General features: G+C 62.5%; 19 protein-coding genes. 8 read left to right on the top strand and 11 right to left on the bottom strand.

Translation table 11 applies throughout. The features are described 5' to 3' along the window. Positions 1-7 precede the first annotated feature (7 nt). Genes MAFF_RS28855 through MAFF_RS28840 form a run of 4 tightly spaced genes read right to left on the bottom strand, consistent with a single transcriptional unit; the run spans position 8 to position 3,920 of the window. Positions 8-709 (bottom strand): biuret amidohydrolase, encoded by a 702-nt coding sequence (locus MAFF_RS28855; protein ID WP_010914548.1) that lies wholly within the window; start codon positions 707-709, stop codon positions 8-10. 14 nt (positions 710-723) lie between these two features. Next, complete coding sequence (locus MAFF_RS28850; protein ID WP_010914547.1) at positions 724-1,650, bottom strand: ABC transporter permease; 927 nt, start codon at positions 1,648-1,650, stop codon at positions 724-726. After that, positions 1,650-2,774, bottom strand: a complete 1,125-nt coding sequence (locus MAFF_RS28845; RefSeq protein WP_010914546.1) for an ABC transporter permease — start codon at positions 2,772-2,774, stop codon at positions 1,650-1,652. The genes MAFF_RS28850 and MAFF_RS28845 overlap by 1 nt, the downstream gene beginning before the upstream one ends. Before the next feature lie 18 nt (positions 2,775-2,792). Further along, positions 2,793-3,920 (bottom strand): BMP family ABC transporter substrate-binding protein, encoded by a 1,128-nt coding sequence (locus tag MAFF_RS28840; protein ID WP_044549548.1) that lies wholly within the window; start codon positions 3,918-3,920, stop codon positions 2,793-2,795. 302 nt (positions 3,921-4,222) lie between these two features. Between MAFF_RS28840 and MAFF_RS28835 the strand changes: the two genes are divergently transcribed. Together MAFF_RS28835 and MAFF_RS28830 are read left to right on the top strand one after the other, a co-directional pair. After that, positions 4,223-4,897 carry a GntR family transcriptional regulator gene (locus MAFF_RS28835; RefSeq protein ID WP_044549546.1) on the top strand — a complete coding sequence of 225 codons (675 nt, stop codon included), beginning with the start codon at positions 4,223-4,225 and terminating at the stop codon, positions 4,895-4,897. Between the two features lie 168 nt (positions 4,898-5,065). Beyond that, positions 5,066-5,899 (top strand): NmrA family transcriptional regulator, encoded by an 834-nt coding sequence (locus MAFF_RS28830; protein ID WP_244420642.1) that lies wholly within the window; start codon positions 5,066-5,068, stop codon positions 5,897-5,899. A 482-nt stretch (positions 5,900-6,381) separates the two neighbouring features. Here the strand turns inward: MAFF_RS28830 and MAFF_RS28825 are convergent, their stop codons facing one another. From MAFF_RS28825 to MAFF_RS28810, 4 genes are all read right to left on the bottom strand, one after another. Beyond that, a complete protein-coding gene (locus MAFF_RS28825; RefSeq protein WP_010914542.1) occupies positions 6,382-7,014 on the bottom strand; it encodes a glutathione S-transferase in 633 nt (210 codons plus the stop codon). Positions 7,015-7,071: 57 nt separating this feature from the next. After that, positions 7,072-7,818: an SDR family NAD(P)-dependent oxidoreductase gene (locus tag MAFF_RS28820; RefSeq protein ID WP_010914541.1), complete on the bottom strand. Its 747-nt coding sequence runs from the start codon at positions 7,816-7,818 to the stop codon at positions 7,072-7,074. Between the two features lie 117 nt (positions 7,819-7,935). After that, the gene (locus MAFF_RS39460) at positions 7,936-8,346 is read right to left on the bottom strand and encodes a nuclear transport factor 2 family protein (RefSeq protein ID WP_010914540.1); all 411 of its coding nucleotides are present in this window, start codon (positions 8,344-8,346) and stop codon (positions 7,936-7,938) included. A 68-nt stretch (positions 8,347-8,414) separates the two neighbouring features. Continuing rightward, positions 8,415-9,161: an SDR family NAD(P)-dependent oxidoreductase gene (locus tag MAFF_RS28810; protein WP_010914539.1), complete on the bottom strand. Its 747-nt coding sequence runs from the start codon at positions 9,159-9,161 to the stop codon at positions 8,415-8,417. A 206-nt stretch (positions 9,162-9,367) separates the two neighbouring features. Between MAFF_RS28810 and MAFF_RS28805 the strand changes: the two genes are divergently transcribed. Further along, entirely contained in the window at positions 9,368-10,318 is a 951-nt protein-coding gene (locus MAFF_RS28805; RefSeq protein WP_010914538.1) for a LysR substrate-binding domain-containing protein, read from the top strand. Positions 10,319-10,566: 248 nt separating this feature from the next. On the opposite strand, the gene MAFF_RS28800 is transcribed toward MAFF_RS28805, so the two are convergent. Next, the gene (locus MAFF_RS28800) at positions 10,567-10,791 is read right to left on the bottom strand and encodes a hypothetical protein (RefSeq protein ID WP_010914537.1); all 225 of its coding nucleotides are present in this window, start codon (positions 10,789-10,791) and stop codon (positions 10,567-10,569) included. A 618-nt stretch (positions 10,792-11,409) separates the two neighbouring features. After that, entirely contained in the window at positions 11,410-11,571 is a 162-nt protein-coding gene (locus tag MAFF_RS40140; protein WP_164986987.1) for a hypothetical protein, read from the bottom strand. Positions 11,572-11,661: 90 nt separating this feature from the next. On the opposite strand from MAFF_RS40140, the gene MAFF_RS39455 reads away from it, so the two are divergent. After that, positions 11,662-11,910, top strand: coding sequence for a hypothetical protein (locus MAFF_RS39455; protein WP_157866102.1), 249 nt, complete (start codon positions 11,662-11,664; stop codon positions 11,908-11,910). 201 nt (positions 11,911-12,111) lie between these two features. On the opposite strand, the gene MAFF_RS28790 is transcribed toward MAFF_RS39455, so the two are convergent. Then, positions 12,112-13,011: an N-acetyltransferase gene (locus MAFF_RS28790; RefSeq protein ID WP_010914535.1), complete on the bottom strand. Its 900-nt coding sequence runs from the start codon at positions 13,009-13,011 to the stop codon at positions 12,112-12,114. A 224-nt stretch (positions 13,012-13,235) separates the two neighbouring features. Here MAFF_RS28790 and argE point away from each other — a divergent pair, with 224 nt between their 5' ends. The 4 genes from argE (at position 13,236) to MAFF_RS28770 (ending at position 17,285) form a co-directional block, all read left to right on the top strand. Then, positions 13,236-14,360: an acetylornithine deacetylase gene (argE, locus tag MAFF_RS28785; protein ID WP_010914534.1), complete on the top strand. Its 1,125-nt coding sequence runs from the start codon at positions 13,236-13,238 to the stop codon at positions 14,358-14,360. Between the two features lie 10 nt (positions 14,361-14,370). After that, entirely contained in the window at positions 14,371-15,294 is a 924-nt protein-coding gene (locus tag MAFF_RS28780; RefSeq protein ID WP_010914533.1) for a 2-hydroxyacid dehydrogenase, read from the top strand. Positions 15,295-15,317: 23 nt separating this feature from the next. Then, positions 15,318-15,671 (top strand): cupin domain-containing protein, encoded by a 354-nt coding sequence (locus MAFF_RS28775; RefSeq protein ID WP_044551480.1) that lies wholly within the window; start codon positions 15,318-15,320, stop codon positions 15,669-15,671. Between the two features lie 150 nt (positions 15,672-15,821). Continuing rightward, positions 15,822-17,285, top strand: coding sequence for an aldehyde dehydrogenase family protein (locus tag MAFF_RS28770; RefSeq protein WP_010914531.1), 1,464 nt, complete (start codon positions 15,822-15,824; stop codon positions 17,283-17,285).

Here is a 17,285-nt window from a genome sequence, read left to right as displayed (position 1 = left end):
GGCCTCCTCACGGCAGTTGCGCGACGAGCGCCTTCGAATTCGACACTGCGCCGAAGACGCCGCCCTGCATCTTGATCATCTTGATCGCGGCGAGATGGTTGCCGAAGTCGGTCGCCCCGCAGCAATCCTCCAGCATCATGCATTCATAGCCGCGGTCGTTGGCCTCGCGCATGGTGGTGTGGACGCACACATCCGTGGTGATGCCGGTGAGCACGATGTTCTCGATGCCGCGCTGGTTGAGGATCAGCTCCAGATCGGTGGCGCAGAACGAGCCCTTGCCGGGCTTGTCGATGATCGGCTCACCCTCGATCGGGTAGAGATCGGGGATAATGTCCCAGCCCGGCTCGCCGCGCACCAGGATGCGCCCGCAGGGGCCTGGGTCGCCAATGCCGGCATTGATGCGGCGCGAGCGCCAGCGCTTGTTGGCGGGCAGGTCGGCAAGGTCGGGCCGGTGGCCCTCGCGGGTGTGGATGACGGTGTAGCCTTTCGCGCGCATGGCCGAGAGCACCGACTTGATTGGCTCGATCGGCGCGCGCACCAGCGACAGGTCGTAGCCCATATGGTCGACATAGCCGCCCGGTCCGCAGAAATCGGTCTGCATGTCGATGATGATCAGCGCCGTGTTGTCGGGGCGAAGCTCGCCATTGTAGGGCCATGGATACGGGTCGGCGTCGATATAGCGCTGGGTGATTTCGGCTCTGGCGTTCATGGCAAAAACTCCAGTTATTTGGTGATCGACAATTCGCCCGGCGCACCGGCAAGCGAACGGGTCGGCGACGAGGTGGCGATCATGATGATGAGGGTGAGAATGTAGGGGGCGGCGTAGAACAAATAGTAGCCTTGCGTGACACCCACCGACTGCAGCGCCGGTCCGAGCGCGCCGGCGCCGCCGAACAGAAGGGCGGCGGCAAAGCAGCCGAGCGGATTCCAGCGCGCGAAGATGACCAGTGCCACCGCCATCAGGCCCTGGCCCGACGAGATGCGCTCAGTCCAGCTGCCGGGATAGTAGAGCGACAGATAGGCGCCGCCGATGCCGGCCAGCGCGCCGCCGACGCCGGTGGCGAGCAGCCGCACCGTGTCGGGGTTGAGGCCCATGGCGCGGGCCGCGTCCGAACTGTCGCCGACCACGCGCACGATCAGCCCAGCGCGGGTGTTGCGGAACGCCCACCACAGGATGACCGACAGCACCGCCCCGATCAGGAACAACACATTGACGTCGAGTGCTGCCTGCACCTGCGGAATGTCGGACCAGCCGCCGAAGGGAATGGCCGGCAGATTGGGCGCCTTCGGCTTGATGAACGGCTTGCCGAAGAAGAAGGCGAGCCCCGAGCCGAACAGCATCAGCGCGATGCCGATGGCGATGTCGTTGACTTTCGGGAATTTGCAGATCCAGCCATGGAACAAGCCGAAGCAAAGGCCGGCGAAGGCCGCGGCGAGCAGGCCGATCCAGGGCGAGTTGGTCATCACCGCGACCGCATATGCGGTCATGGCGCCGAAGACGAGCGTGCCTTCGAGCCCCAGATTGATGCGGCCGGAGCGCTCGGTGATGGCCTCGCCCAGCGAGACGAAGATGAAGGGGGTCGACACGCGTATGGCACCGCCGAGAATGGCGAGTGGCACGCCCCAGAGGCCGATCTCTGTCGCATCCATCACGAGGCCCTCTGCCACAAATCGGGATTGAAGGCCTTGAAGCGGCCGTACAAGGTTTCGCTGAACAGGATGACGATGAACAGCATGCCTTGCAGCACCAGCACGGTGGCGTCGGGCAGGTCCAGGCGGCGCTGGATCAGCCCGCCAGAGGCGTCGATGCCGCCAAGCAGGATGGCGACCGGGATGATGGCCAGCGGATTGTGGCGGGCGAGGAAGGCGACGAGGATGCCGGTATAGCCATAACCGGCGGCGAGCGAGGCATTGGCGCTGCCTTGCACGGCGGCGACTTCCAGCATGCCGGCAAGCCCGGCGAAGCCGCCGGCCAATGCCGTGAAGCCGACGATGAGCGGTCCGACAGCCAGCCCCTGCACCTGCGCTGCCCTGACATTGCCACCGGCGATGCGGGCGGCAAAGCCCCAGCGGGTCTTTTCGATCAGCACCCAGGAGAGCACACAGGAGACGACGCCGACGGCAAGCCCCCAATGCACCTCCATGCCCGGAATGTTGCCGATGCGGTAGATATCGGCCAGCGGCTGGGTCGATGGCTTGTTGAGCGAGGCAGGGTCGCGCAGCGGCCCTTCGACCAGCTGGTTCATCAGCGCGATGGCGATGTAAGCCATCAGCAGACTGGAGATGGTTTCGTTAACGGCCCGGTAGTGGCGGAGCGCGCCGACGGCACCTATCCAGGTACCGCCGGCGGCCAGGCCCCCCACGCCCATGGCAAGAATGACGATTGGGGAAGGCGCGCCGCTCAGCGCCGCGCCGATGGCAGCGGCAGCGACGCCGCCGAGAACGATGGCGCCCTCGCCGCCGATGACGACGAGGCCAAGCCGCGCCGGCAGCGCCACGCAGAGCGCCGCGAGCAGTAAAGGGGCTCCCCGCGACAGCGAGTTCTGGACGGAGAACCACGAGCCGAAACCGCCTCGCCACATCGTCTCGTAGAGCAGGATCGGCGACTTGCCGACCAGCGCAATGAACAGGCTGAACAAGGCCATGCCGACGATCAGCGCCGCCAGAGGAATGACGAAAGACTCCGCTCGCCGCGCAATCCATTCCAGCGCCGCCGGATAGCCCTTGGCGCCGAATAGTGCCGGCACGCCGGCTCCTGTCACCGTATCCGTCATCGCCCCGCTCCCCTCAGATCAGGCGGTCGAGCCGACGACGCCCTCGACGAGATAGTCCATGCTTTCGAGCTCAATGGCGGTCTCAACGAAGGCCTGGCCTTCCGTCGCCACGACGGCGCCCTTGTTGCTCTTTAGCGGGCCCTTGATGACGGAGAAGCCGCCCTTCATCATTTCGGCCAGCGTGGCGTCGAATTGCTTGCGGGCTGCCTCGCCGACGGCGGGACCGAGCGGGCTCATCTTGACGAAACCGTCAGCCAGTCCGCCGCGGGTGAAATTGGGCAGCGGCGTGCCGGCGACGAGGTCATCGACGAACATCTTGTAGACCTTCGCCCAGTTCCACTCGGCCCCGGTGAGGTATTTTTCCGGCGCCAGCGGGCTCTGGTTGGCGTGGTAGCCGCAGATGAAGGCGCCGCGGCCCGCAGCCGTCTCGACCACCACTTTCGGGCTGTCGACATGGCAGGTGATGACGTCCGCGCCCTGGTCGACCAGCGCGTTGGTGGCTTCCGCTTCCTTCACCGCCAGCGACCATTCGCCGGTGAAGATGACCTGGCAGGTGATGGCCGGATCGACCGAACGCGCGCCGAGCAGGAAGGAGTTGATGTTGAGCAGCACCTGCGGAATGGGCTTGGCGGCGACGAAACCGAGCTTCTTGCTCTTCGAGGTGTGGCTGGCGACGACGCCGTTTAGGTACTGGCCCATGCCGATATAGCCGAAATAGGAGCCGGCATTCATCGGATGCTTGGCCTTGTCCCACATGCCGCCGCAATGGCGGAACTGCACGTCGGGGAATTTCGCGCACATGGCCAGCATGTGCGGATCGAAATAGCCGAAGGAGGTCGGGAAGATAAGCGAGGCTCCGTCGAGATTGATCATCGATTCCATGGTCTTCTGGACGTCGACCGTCTCGGGAACGTTTTCCTCCTCGACGACGGTGATGCCTTCGATGCCCTTCAGCGACGCCGCCCCCTCTGCATGCGCCTGATTGTAGCCGTAGTCGTCCTTCGGGCCGACATAGATGAAGCCGACGGTGGCGGTGGCGGCAAAGGCCCGCGAGATGGGAAAGGCCGCGGAGGCAAGCCCGAATGCCGCCCCGGCGGCGGAGGTCTTGAGCAACTGGCGGCGGCTAAGCATGAATCGGTCGGTCATCTCTTATGCTCCCCTGTAGGCCCTTTCCGGGTCGGTTAACGCCTTCTCAAGAAAGTGCATGCAATCGCTGTGCCAGTTCGAATTGATAAATTTAGCCAATAAATTCAATGATGGTTTCACCACGCCATGCACAAGCGAAAGGCAATTGCATACACTTTTTGCCTTGAAAGCAGCCAATTTGACAGGCAGATTAAAATATAGGCATAGAGGGTATGGCCTGAGTCGGGATCGTTCCCGGTCGGCCACTGAGACCTGAGGTCCGAGACACGGGAGGCGAAGCAGATTTGTCGGGAAAGCGCAGCTTGATCCGGTCGGGCACGACCGTCGATCAGATGGTGAGGGCGATCGGCGACCGCATCGTCACCGGCGCGCTGCGTCCGGGCGAAAAACTCGACGAGGTCTCGCTTGCCGCCCGCTTCGAGGTTTCACGCACGCCGGTGCGTGAGGCGCTCGGCCAGCTCAGCGCCATGGGCCTGGTCGAGCGGCGGCCCAACAGGGGTGCTATCGTTGCCGTCGTGACGCAGGAACACCTCGCCTCGATGTTCGAGAGCATGGCCGAACTGGAATCGATCTGCGCGCGCTTCTCGGCCGAGCGGATGACCAGCAGCGAGCGTCGTGGGCTCGAGATCGAGCACCAAGCCTCGGGGCGAATGGTGCAGCTGGGCGCCGAGGAGGACTATGAGTATTTCAACACCGAGTTCCATAGCCGGCTCTATCGCGGCGCCCACAGCACGCACATCCAGGAGCTGACCGCGACGACGCGCAGCCGGCTGGCCCCCTTCCGCCGCGCCCAGTTCAGGCTGCCCGGACGGCTGGCCAAATCCTGGCAGGAACACGACCTAATCGTCACCGCAATCATGCGCGGAGACAGCGTGGCTGCGGGCAAGGCCGCCAGGGACCATGTCTCTATCGTCAGCGAGGCGAGCGCGGTGTTCGCGGCGGATGATCGCAAGCCAACTCGGCGGGACGTGGCCTGAAAATTTCCGGACAGCCCGAATGTCCGCAGATGATGTCGCCTCCGGGGGAGCCCAACGGCCCGACAACGTCATTTTCATATTCGCGGCGACACCGGGCGACCGGCGGTACTGTCGTAGCAAGAAATATTTTGAGGTTTCACCAACTATCGAGACCAATCGGCGATTTTTTTGCACCTTGTAGCGTTCGACGGCGCGCCCCAGCCGTCTCGAAAAGTACCGTCATCGATCGAACTAGGGCATTTTTTCGCTGCAAAACCAATGGTCATGGCAGATCCGGAGAACGCATTAAGGTTGTTGATTTTATTGGGTTTTTCGCGGACCAAAATCAGAAATCTTCCCGTATCGTTCCGCATGGTTGGCGCATCGACCGTTACGGAAAAAGACCTGTCGCTCGGTAGGCCCGGATCGTCCAACATGTCGCAGATCTCTGCGCGCGAGGACTCCAAGAGTCATGCGGCGCGCGATCACTGGATCGCCGAGCGGATCTTCGACTGGTTGGGCGTTCCCACCATCCATCTGCGGCTGACCTTCTTCTCGCAATGGCTGCTCTACCCGTTTGCACGCAAGACGATCGTCGAACAGAGCGTCATCGACTTGCCCTATGGCGCTGGCCGTCATGCTCCCATCGCTGCCGAGGACCAGGCCCGCCTGATCGCAGCGCTGCTGGCCGATCCGGCCGCCCATGTCGGCAAGACCTACACGCTTCATGGGCCGACCGAGCTTGATCAGCCGGGCATCGCCTCAGCCCTCAGCGAGGTGCTCGGCCGCAAGATCGGCTATCAGCCGCTGACCATCCCCGCCTATCGCGATCGCCTGGAAAAGTTCGGCCTGCCGGAATTTTTGATCCAGCATTTCTGTGCGATCGCCCTCGATTACCAGAACGGCATCTTCTCGGGCGCCGACAAGATCATCGCCGAAGTGACGCGCGCGCCGCCGATGACCGTTCAGGACTTCGTCACGTCGCACCGGGCCGCCTTCAATACGCTGGACGCGGCGGCATAAGCCACTCCGGCGTCGCCCGACGGAACATCGGAACACTGGGTCGGAAGCACCTCTAAAGCGTTGATAAATAACGACAATGGTGGGTCCGGAGGGTTGGTGTTTCCTACAGGAAATCAATATGTTAGCGGATGATTCGCCAACCCATTTCCATCGTATTCTCTCGTATGGTCTGGCGAACCTAAGTACGATGAACGCGACCAATTGCGGGCTCCGATATATCGACGCTGTGGCAGCGGGTCGCCGGGAACTTCCTCCTGCTGAATGACCGAAATGGGGCCGAGAGCAGACGGTTCGGTTTTGGGACAAACTGGCCAGCAAGCTGCCGTTCCTCTTTTGAACCTATTGATGCTGTACCGATAGGCCCATGCCAAGAATAAGCCGAATTGTGCAAGCAGCGCAGGAGTTTTCGACACAGCATCGGTCGCCTCGTCCTGAGGCACGTCCCGGTGCTCGGCGGGCCGGGAGATCGGCAGGCCCAGCATCTACGCCTTAGCACTGGGACGATCTGCCACCTTTTCGTACCAGTGCTGCAAAGCGTGGGCCTGGTCGGGGATTGGCATCTTTAGCCCTGCGGTCGCAAAATCGACCGTCACAAGAGCGGTAATATCAGCCGCCGAGAATTCAGCTCCAGATGCAAAGGGGCTTTCCTTGAGACGTGCGTCGAAATCCGTGTAGAAGTTTGCGACGCGTCGCTTGCTTCGTTCGACCAACTCAGGGATCTGTTCGTAGTCATGCGGGCCGGATAGCGCGCGGCCCTTGAGCCCCGCGACTGCGTTACGAACACCCTCCATTGTCGGCGCGAAGCCATCAAGTTCGACGCGACGCTCCCACATAGCGACAAGCGCCTTGCTTCGGGCGTCACTCCCAAGCCACGGTCGCTCAGGGTGGGTCTCTTCGAGGTAGCGCCAGATCGCCGGCACTTCCGCAATCTTGGTGTCGTCGTCGAGCACGAGCACAGGCACTTGCTGGCGTGGGTTGACCGCCTTGAACCAATCCGAGAATTGTTCTTTTTCACCCAAATTCACCGGGTGCAGCGGGGTGGAGATGCCCTTCTCCGCAATGAACATCCGGACGCGGCGCGAATTGGGCGAGGACGTTGAATGGCAAAGTTTCATGGTGTGCTCCTTCAGGTTTATCTCTGCGCCGATCCAAGTTTACTCCCAATGCCGGCATCAGAGCTTCGAGCCGCCGTCGACCCGGACGATGTCGCCGCTAATCCAGCGCGCGTCGTCAGTGGCGAGGAAGGCGACGACACCGCCGATATCGTCCGGCTGGGCAAGACGTTTCAGCGCCTGAATGCCGAGTGTGAAGTCACGCCCTGCGTCCGTCTTGGTGAAGCTTGACATGTCGGTCCCGACGACACCCGGCGCCACAGCATTGACACGAATGCCGCGTTCGCCGAGCACTGCAGCGAAGTGCTTCACCAATGTGTCGATCGCACCTTTGGTCGCCGCATAGGCTGGGAGCGTTCCTACCGCCGCATGGGCTGCCAGCGAAGAGATCAGCACGATGCTGCTGTCCTTGCCCATGATAGGCAGCAACTGCTGGACGAGGAAGAACGGAGCGCGGACGTTGACCGCGAAGAGCCTGTCGAAATCCTCGACCGTAGTTTGCTCAATGGTCGCCGACTTCGAGGTTCCGGCGTTGGCTACAAGGATGTCCAGTCTGTCGCCGATCACAGATCGAACCTGCTTCGCGAGCTTGTGCGCCCCATCCGGCGCGGACAGATCTGCGGCAAGCGAGTCTGCACGTCCGCCGGCCTCGCGAATCTCGGCGACGACGGCTTCGGCCTCTTTCAACCCGGTGCTGTAGTGAATCAATACCTGCGCGCCCATTCGTGCCAGCGCCAACGCGGCGGACCGCCCCATCCCACGCGAGGCACCTGTGACGAGAGCGGTCTTTCCTGAAAGCTTAGTCATGGTCTTATCTCCTTGATCGGAAGCTGTTGTATGGGGTAGCGCGTGGCGGCGAATTCGCCCTACCGGCGTTGGGGACGATGATTAGCGGATAGGTTCGGTATCGCCGCCGAGCGGGTTCTAGCTGCGAAGCCCATGCGCAATGCCAAGCTTTTCCAGCAGGGCCTGCGGCTCGAAATAAGCCACCCAGATCGACGCGGCCTTTCCATCCTTGACGGTCCAGTGCTCGGAGATCTTGATCATCGCGTCCCGTCCAGTGACTCCGAAATTGACCAGCGCCACAACGCGATCGTCCTCGGCGAAAAAGCTGTCGTAGCTGAACCGTCCGAAGTCGAGGACATCGGGCAGGTTCGGCAGCACTTCGTCGCGGAAGAACGTCACTCCCCGATGTACTCCTCCCCAAGGGAGGTAATTGGGCGCTGTCGTCGTGAAATCGGGTTGCAGATAAGGCCCGAAGTCTGTGAGGCGACCCTGCACGCCGGCCTGATAGTAGGCGTCTACAACGGCCTTGCTGCTTAAGTGCTCGCTCATGATCGCATCTCCTCTGTCGATTCGTAGGAATGGTTCGCGAAACGCCGCGAGAACGCTCGCAGTCGCAATCAACCCGCAGTCTTTCCGCCGTCCACCGTCAGAACGTGCCCAGTGATGAACGATGCCTCTTTAGAGGCCAGAAAGACGATTGCGCGGGCAAGTTCGCTTGGCTGGCCAACGCGTCCCATTGGCACAGTCAAGGCCAGGGAGGCCTTCACTTCGGAAGTACCGGTGAAGCGATCGAGCATGCCGGTGTTCGTTGGTCCGGGGGCGACTGCGTTCACGCGAACACCCGAGGCCGCTGCTTCAAGGGCAGCGGACTTGGTTAAGCCTTCGACGGCATGCTTGCTTGCCGCGTAGATCGAAGCGCCCTTCGCGCCCTCATGGCCGTAGGTCGAGGAGATGTTGACAATGCTGCCGCCGCCCTGGGTCAGCATGATCCGAAGCTCATGTTTCAGACTAAGCAGCGTCCCCAGCACGTTGGTGTCGAAGGTCGCCGCGTAGGTTTCGGCCGTCTGCTCGGTTACTGGGCCCGGCTTGCCTTCAGTGCCGGCATTGTTAACGGCGACGTCGAGGCGCCCGAAGCGGGCAACCGCCCGATCGATGAGATCGCGCACCTCGTCGTCGTGCCGGACATCAGCCCGGATGAATTCCACCTCCGCGCCAAACGATTGCAGCTCGGTTGCGAGTTTCCGTCCAGCCTCTTCGTGGCGACCCGCGATGACGAGGCGAGAGCCTTCTTTTGCGAAGGCGATTGCTGTCTCGCGGCCGATGCCGGTCAACGCGCCGGTAATCAAAACAACGGGAGTGCTCATGATTGTAGTCCTCGAAAGTATGACCGCCCACGACAGCTCAAGGGCCAAATCCCTCGGAGCTCCGTGAACGAGAAATGGGTCTGGTAGATCTCCAGGTGGGAAAAGACGAACCAGGACGCTTGCCTTGGAAGCAACGTAGGTTCTTCTGGCATTGCAGGAAAAGACTTTGTAGGCTTGAAGTCATACCTCACAGGCATGAGCGACGCATGGAGCTGAGACACCTTCGATATTTCATCGCTGTCGCCGAGGAGGGGAGCGTGACAGTCGCGGCCGAGCGCCGTCTGCACACTGCGCAACCTTCGCTCAGCCGTCAGATCCGGGATCTAGAGCACCAAGTGGGTGCCCAGCTCATGGTCCGCAGCGCGCGGGGTATCGAGCTGACCCCCGCCGGCCGGATCTTCCTCGATCATGCCAGATTAGTGCTCGCTCAGGTCGAGGCTGCCGGTGAAGCGGCCCGCCGTGCCGCGGAACCAGGCAAGCTTTCCTTCGCCCTTGGCTTTCTGACTGGACAGGAGATTGACTGGCTGCCCGAGGCTATGCGCATTCTTCACGATGAACTTCCCAATTTGGAGGTCATCGTCTCCAGCCAGTTTTCACCGCAACTCGCCAACGCACTCACGAGGGGAAAACTCGACGTCGCCTTCATGCGACCGGAGGCGCAAAGTGCTGATCTAACCTACAGACTGATCACGAAGGAGCCGCTTGTCGCCGTTTTGCCGAGCGATCACCGACTTGCTGAGCGCGATTCCATAGACCCGCAAGACATTGTGGGCGAAACGTTTATCAGCGTCTCGAATACCGCGCCCACACTACGGGTTGTCATTGAGGAGTATCTCGAACGGTCCAATCTTGGTATCCGGCCAGATCACGAGGTCGACAATCTCGCAATGGCAATGTCTCTGGTCGCCTCGACGCGAGGCGTAGCCTTCTTGCCAGCCTACGCAAAGAGCTTCATGCCCTGGTCCGTGATCAGCCGTCCCATAAGTGGCGATACGCCGACGATTGATCTGGTGATCGGCTACAATAAAGCCAATGCATCACCGACGCTAAAACTGTTCCTTTCGAGGATAGACGATCTGATCGGTCGCGTAGCGAAAAACTATGACCGTGACTTCCAAGGAATAGGACGGTCAGAGAACCTGACTCCGCGTGTTTGAGCACGGCACGTCCTGCTTCAGCATTTAGGCCTATGGTCAGCTGATGTTTGTCGCCCGTTGCTTCTGAGCGGTTAAGAGCGCGAACGCGAACGGCATTGTGGGTGCCCGACGATGTCTGGTTTCAGGCAGCAGCACAGCCGACACCATGGCCGAAAAGAGACGCATTGCTGCCATTCGCACGCGGAGAACCGCCGTCCGGTCCAAATCAGGCCTTCACGACCAGGCAAGCATCGCGCAGCGCGCCCACATTATCGAATGGGCTGATGAGCAGGATCCGGGTTTGCGTCGGTGCTTTTCGTCGAGCGCTTATAGAAATGCCCGAAAGCCAGCAGGAGATATCCGCTTTGCAGAATCGTCAGCGTGAGGACGGTCCAAGCGAGCGCCTTGCCGACAGATCCGGTTTCTATGTCGGCCCAGATCGCCACTATGGCCGACGTGGTGAACATTCCCACCAAAAATTGCGGAAAATACATGGTTGCCCCCCGTTAACGATTGCCCGCCGCTCCATTTGCGAAGCGGCGGGGCCCCCCATCTGCCCCCCGATTGCTGGGTAAGAGATGTGCCCGGCATTGCTGACAGTGCAATAGCGCTGCCAGACACAGTGACCCATTACGGAACACCTCTGCCAAGGACGCAAGACCGGATTGCAGATTAACATTACCTGTTGCTAATATGACACCTAGGGTCGGAAGGAACGGAGCGACCCTCGCCAACGCGAGCTTTTGGACGCCATTCCCGACTGTCGGGCCGCTGGGGAGAATGTGATCGAGCTAGATCCAGGGCACCGACAATCCAAAGAAGCTGCGGCGATAGCTGAGTACCACGCAAAGAAGGCGGCCGAATATGCGGCCAGTGACTGCCCGCACTGTCACGGCAGAGGCATCGTGTTTTACTGGCCGTGCTGGGCGACGTCAGCTGTCCAGGCAAGTCAGTTTTGTGCGAATGCCGCCATCACCAGCAGCGCTCGCCTACCGCATGACGCCACCTCAAGACTCAGCTATGTCTGAGGCGCGGCGGACCTGAAGAGGACCGTCTGGCCGGCGCCGTTCAGGCAACCTCCCGCGAGGGCGCCGGCCGTCTTCTCGGCTCGCCTACCGCTTCTTCGGCTTCGGCGTGATCTCGTAAACCCGCACCTTGTCGCCATCCTGAAGCATCGCCTGGGGTTCACCTTCATCGTTTGTGCTCAGGATGGTGCGCCAGTGCGGCTTGTCGAAGACGCTGCCGATGTACGTCGTGAGGGGCTTATCAGACATCGCAAGAGCCTTACGTCCTTCGTTCGCATGCTTCGCTATATTCGCAAAAGCGCATATCTTTGCCATGCGGCGCCTAGAGCGGAGGCCCAAATGGGCAGCTACAAGCCTCGGCATGATGCTATTCACGACCATCAGGTCGAATGTTTCGCTTCGGAGAACGGTTTGACTGCGGACCTGGTCTGGGAGTTAATCCTAAAACACGGCAACAGCCGCAAGGCCGTGATCAAAGCCGCGCAGGGTTTAAAACGTGATGCCATGCAACACGGCCGATCAGCACCCTACTCCCCTGTGGAGCCGACGCCGCCCCAGACGATGAGCGTGGGCCGACGAAAGCAATAGCTGGCTTGCCCCGCAGGAAGCCCCAAGTCGGCTAGGCCCAGCGGCCACCGTTGCCAGTCCCCTCTCGCAACAAGCTGCAGGCCGTGGGCTGATCCCAAGACGGCGAGATCTCTCGGCTTGCACCGTTTGTGGGTTCTCCGAGATGGCGCCGCAAGGGTGCCGGCGAGGCATGGACCGGAGCCTGCCGCGACCTGGACTCAATTACCCGAGAGTTTGACTGGCGAGGGCATAGGTCACCGGTGCAACTGTGCCGTTGACGGCAAAATCGGCGAGGCGTTTGCCCATCGACATGGTGAGCACCGTGTCGAAAACAGTCATTCCGCTGTGCGACAGAAACGCTGCAAAATCGCCATTGGCCATATGGGTGTCGATCCTAAGGAATGACCCCGAATTGTCGGCCACGTGCGGCCGGACGACAGCGACGGCATCGGCGTCGCTTTCCGCCACGACCGGGCCCACGACGTGGCCCCGCCCGAATGGCCGACAGAGCGCGAACGCGTTCAGCTTGTCATGCTTGAAGAGACCGTATCCGGCCGAGTGCACGAATAGCTTTTCGACGAGTGCCGCCCGCCTCACGCCAAATCCTGCCGCGTCGAGCGCGATCGCTGCGGGAATATCACTTGGGTCCAAGGCCCTTACATCGCGCAAGTCTGTCGGGCCACCTGTCGTCTCCAGGCGGGCAATGCCCTGGCATTGATAGACGGTTTTCTCGGGCAGAAAATCCAGCGAAAGATAGAGCCGCCTTGCCGCCCGGGTTGCATTGAGGCGCAGATCGCGCCCGCCAACCTTATCGAATATCCGCTTCATCAGCCATTGCGCCGCCCCCAGCGTCTGCAGGCGCGGCGAGGTGATGACCATCCCCACGGTCGCGAAATCGGCGCCATGCTCAAACCACATTGCCGAACCTTGAACCCGTCCAATCTCGTCGAGCACCACGACGCCTCGTCCCACGTTGCGTAGGAATTGCCAATCTTCGGCTCGATGCGGCCAACCCACCGACAGGGAGAGCGCGTGCAACCGGTCCAGCTCGACGCCTTCAATGTCGCCTACCCGCATCGAGAAGGCATCCATTTTAAAGCTTTCGGACTGCTTCAATTTCATGCCCCTGAACGATTTCCGTGGCGGAGGGACACCCAAGGCCCCCTGGCCCTGCCGACGCTAAACAGTCACAGCAAGATGATCTGTTCGAATGCAGCGCGCCAACGCAAGATTCAACTGAAACATTTCCGCTTTCGGCACGCAATCGCGAATGAACGCCTCCATCCTCGACGTTACCGGTCCGGCGAACCCGGAATGCCAAATCCCCAACTGCCTTGAGGGCTGGAATGGACGTCTTCGACATCCTCGACCGTCTCGTCGCCTTTCCATCGGTGGCCGGCAAGCCGAATGGCGATATCGCCGGCTGGATCGCGGCCTATCTCGCGGAACACGGAACTCAGGTCAGAGTGCTTCCAGGGCCAGAAGGCGACCGTTCCAATCTTTTCGCCACAATCGGGCCTGCCGATATTCCGGGCTACATCCTATCCGGTCACACGGACGTCGTCCCCGCTGGGGAGCCGCAATGGAGTTCGGCCCCTTTCGCGCTGCGCCGGGAGGGCGAGCAGCTCTACGGACGCGGCACCACGGACATGAAGGGGTTTCTTGCCGCGGTGCTTGCGGCCGTGCCCACATTGGCGGGACTGCCCCTCGCCAGGCCGATCCATCTCGCCTTTTCCTATGACGAGGAGGTGGGATGTCGCGGCGTGCCGCATTTGATCGCCCGCCTTCCCGACCTTTGCGCGAAGCCGCTCGGCGTGATCGTCGGCGAGCCGAGCGGCATGCGCGCCGTGCGCGGCCATAAGGGCAAGGCAGCCGCCCGCGTGACGATCAACGGGCGCTCCGGCCATTCCTCGCGACCCGATCTCGGGCTCAACGCGATCCACGCTATGTCTGGTGCGCTCAGCGCGGCGGTAAGCGAAGCCGCACGGCTGACGCACGGTCCATTCGATGCTGCCTTCGAGCCACCCTATTCCTCGCTGCAAGCAGGCGTCGTGGCCGGCGGACATCAGGTCAACATCATTCCCGAAACCTGCACTCTGGACCTCGAGGCGCGCGCCATACCCGGTGTCGACCCGGCAGGCCTGCTCGCGCCGGTCAAGGCTCGGGCCGAGGCTCTTGCGGACGACGGCTTTCGTGTCGAGTGGACGCCGATGAGCGCCTATCCGGCGCTGTCGCTGCGGCGCGATGCGGCACTGGCGGCACTGTTGACCGAACTGACCGGTGAAGCGTCGCTCGCCGCCGTCAGCTACGGCACGGAGGCCGGGCTCTACCAGGCCGCCGGGCTCGATGCGATCATTTGCGGCCCCGGCGACATCGATCGCGCCCACAAGCCGAACGAATACATCCTTGCCAGCGAACTCACCGCCTGCCAGCGCTTGATCGAGTTGCTGGGCGCCCGTTGCGCGGCTTGAAGGGAGCGGAATGACATTCCTGTTCAATTCCGATGCGCGCCGCGGGGCGATCTTCGCCGAGGCGTTCGCGAGAGAACTGCCGGAGGTCCCCTTCACGATGGATGCCGCAAAGGTCGACCCCGACGCCGTGCGGTATCTCATTACCTGGACCGCACCAGATAACCTCGCGCGCTACAGGAACCTGGAGATCCTGTTTTCCATTGGCGCCGGCGTCGACCAGTTCCGCCTCGATGGCGTACCGGAGCGGGTGAAGATTGTGCGTACGATCGAGGAAGGCATCGTGCGCATGATGCAGGAATATGCGGCGCTTGCCGTGCTCGCGCTGCATCGCAACCTGCCGGCCTATCTGGCGCAGCAGCGCGCAGGCGAATGGCGCGATATCCCGCAGTTGCAGGCCGGGTCGCGCCGGATCGGCGTGCTCGGCCTCGGGCAGCTCGGCCAGGCCGTCCTCGGCCGGCTGAAGCCCTTCGGCTTCCCGCTCGCAGGATGGAGCAGATCGCCGCGGCGGATCGAAGGCGTGACCTGCCATCATGGCGAGCCAGGGTTGGAGGGGATGCTCGCGGTCAGCGACATCGTGATCTGCCTGCTGCCATTGACCGAGGATACGCGCGGTTTCCTCAATGCCGGCCTGTTTGCGAAGCTACCCAGGGGCGCCGCCCTCGTCCACACGGGCCGGGGGCCGCAGCTCGATCACGAGGCGCTTGTCGCGGCTCTCGACCACGGCCACCTTTCGGCGGCGATGATCGACGTGACCGATCCCGAACCGCTGCCGACCAGTCATCCTTTCTGGCGGCATCCGAAGATCATCCTGACCCCGCATGTCGCCAGCGTCACCCAGCCCGTGACAGCCGCGCGGGCCGTCATCGAAAACATCCGCCGCCACCGCGCCGGCCTCGACCCCATCGGGCTCGTTGACCGGTCGCGCGGCTATTGAAATCCAACCTGAAAGGCCATCCTTTGTCCCTGCTCAAGACCGTCGACACCAGCCCCGCCTTCCCGCCGCGTGAATCCCAGGCGCTGCCCGAACGGCTGATTGCCGGCAACCCCGCCTTCAAGACCTGGGCGCAGGACACGGCCAAGGGCGATCTCGTCCATACCGGCGTCTGGGAAGCGACGCCCGGCGAGACGCGCTCGATCAAGGGGGAGACTTTCGAGTTCTGCCATATCCTCACCGGCGTGATCGAGATCACGCCCGATGGCGGCGAGGCGGTGACCTACCGCGCCGGCGACAGTTTCGTGATGAAGCCCGGCTTCACCGGTGTCTGGAAAACCATCGAAACGGTGCGCAAGATCTACGTCACGGTAGGATAAGAGGCTCCGCTCGAGGCGCTGGCCTCCGCAACAGATTTTGCCGTCCCCGATTGCCAGCACGCAACAATCATCCGCGACCGATCGGCGAACGGCGCATGCTGCGCTCCTGGCCGCGCTAGGTTCGTCCAGAATAGCTGAAAGTAGGCGCCCATGGGCCTGAGCTTCGACCCGGATACTGTCTCCCTTCCCGTCGGCCATTTCATTGGCGGAGAGCTCATCGCGGCCGAGGGTGCGATCGAGATGCGCCGACCGTCGGATGGCAAGGCATACGCCGCCAGCCCGGTGGCGGACGTTGATATGGTCGACCGCGCCGTGGCAAGCGCCAAGGCGGCGCTGAAGGCCAGCAACTGGGGGGGCGTTCGGCCGCGCGAGCGCACCAAGGCACTCCAGGCCTGGGCCGACCTGATCGAGGCGGAAGCCGAAGCGCTGGCAAAAATCGAGGCGCTGTGCTCCACCCGGCCCGTTGGCCAGCTCGTAGCCGGCGACATCGCCATAACCGCGGAGCAAATCCGCTTCTTTGCCGAATTCGCCGACAAGGAAGGCAGCGAGCTGGTGCCGACCGACGACTCCAGTCTCGGCATGATCATGAGCGAGCCTTATGGCGTGGTCGGTGCGATCACGCCGTGGAACTTCCCTATCTCGATGGCTGGCTGGAAGCTCGGACCGGCACTGGCCGCGGGCAATGCGGTCGTGCTGAAGCCGTCGGAAATGACCCCCTTTTCCGCAGTCTACATGGCACAACTCGCCTTGAGGGCAGGCTTGCCGGCAGGGCTTGTAAACGTGGTCCTGGGAGACGGCCCGACGACTGGAACGGCGCTGACCGGCCATTCCGAGATCGCCAAGGTCAGCTTCACCGGCTCAACCCGCGCCGGTTCGGCCATCATGGAAAACGTCGCTCGCACCGGCGTCAAGCCGATGACGCTGGAACTCGGCGGCAAGAGCCCGCAGATCGTCTTTGCCGATGCCGACCTGGACAAGGCAGCGACGGCGATCGCCGGTAGCGTCACCTTCAATGCCGGCCAGGCCTGTGTGGCCGGCACGCGCCTGATCGCCGAGAAGAGCGTGGCCGACAGGCTGACGGCCACGATCCTGGAGAAGATGAAGGCGGCGCGGCCCGGCCCGACCTGGGACGACGCGACCCAATATTCGCCAATCATCTCGGAGCGGCAGCGGGCGCGTGTCGACGGCATCGTGCGGGCCGCGGTCGAAGCCGGCGGCGAATGCCTGACCGGTGGCCACACCATGGACGGCCCAGGCTATTTCTACGAGCCGACGCTGATCACCGATGTCGACCAAGCCAATCCGGCGATCGTCGAAGAAATCTTCGGCCCGGTCCTGACCGTCCAGACCTTCGAGACCGAGGAGGAGGCGCTGGCGTTGTCCACCCATCCAACCTACGGACTGGCTTCCGGCCTGTTCACCGCCGACCTGTCCCGCACCATCCGCTTCGCGCGCAAGCTCGAAGCGGGCACCGTCTGGGTCAACCGCTACAGCCGCTCGCGCGACCATATCCTGCCGACCGGCGGCTACAAGCGCTCCGGCATCGGCAAGGACCTCGGCCGCGAGGCCTATCTCGCCAACCGCAGGAGCAAGAGCGTCCTGATCAGCCTCTAG

Origin of the sequence: Mesorhizobium japonicum MAFF 303099 (genome assembly GCF_000009625.1) — a bacterium.
In the GTDB taxonomy this organism is placed as follows: domain Bacteria; phylum Pseudomonadota; class Alphaproteobacteria; order Rhizobiales; family Rhizobiaceae; genus Mesorhizobium; species Mesorhizobium japonicum.
Note: the sequence above shows the minus strand (reverse complement) of the source record. Positions and strands in the feature narration are given on the sequence as shown.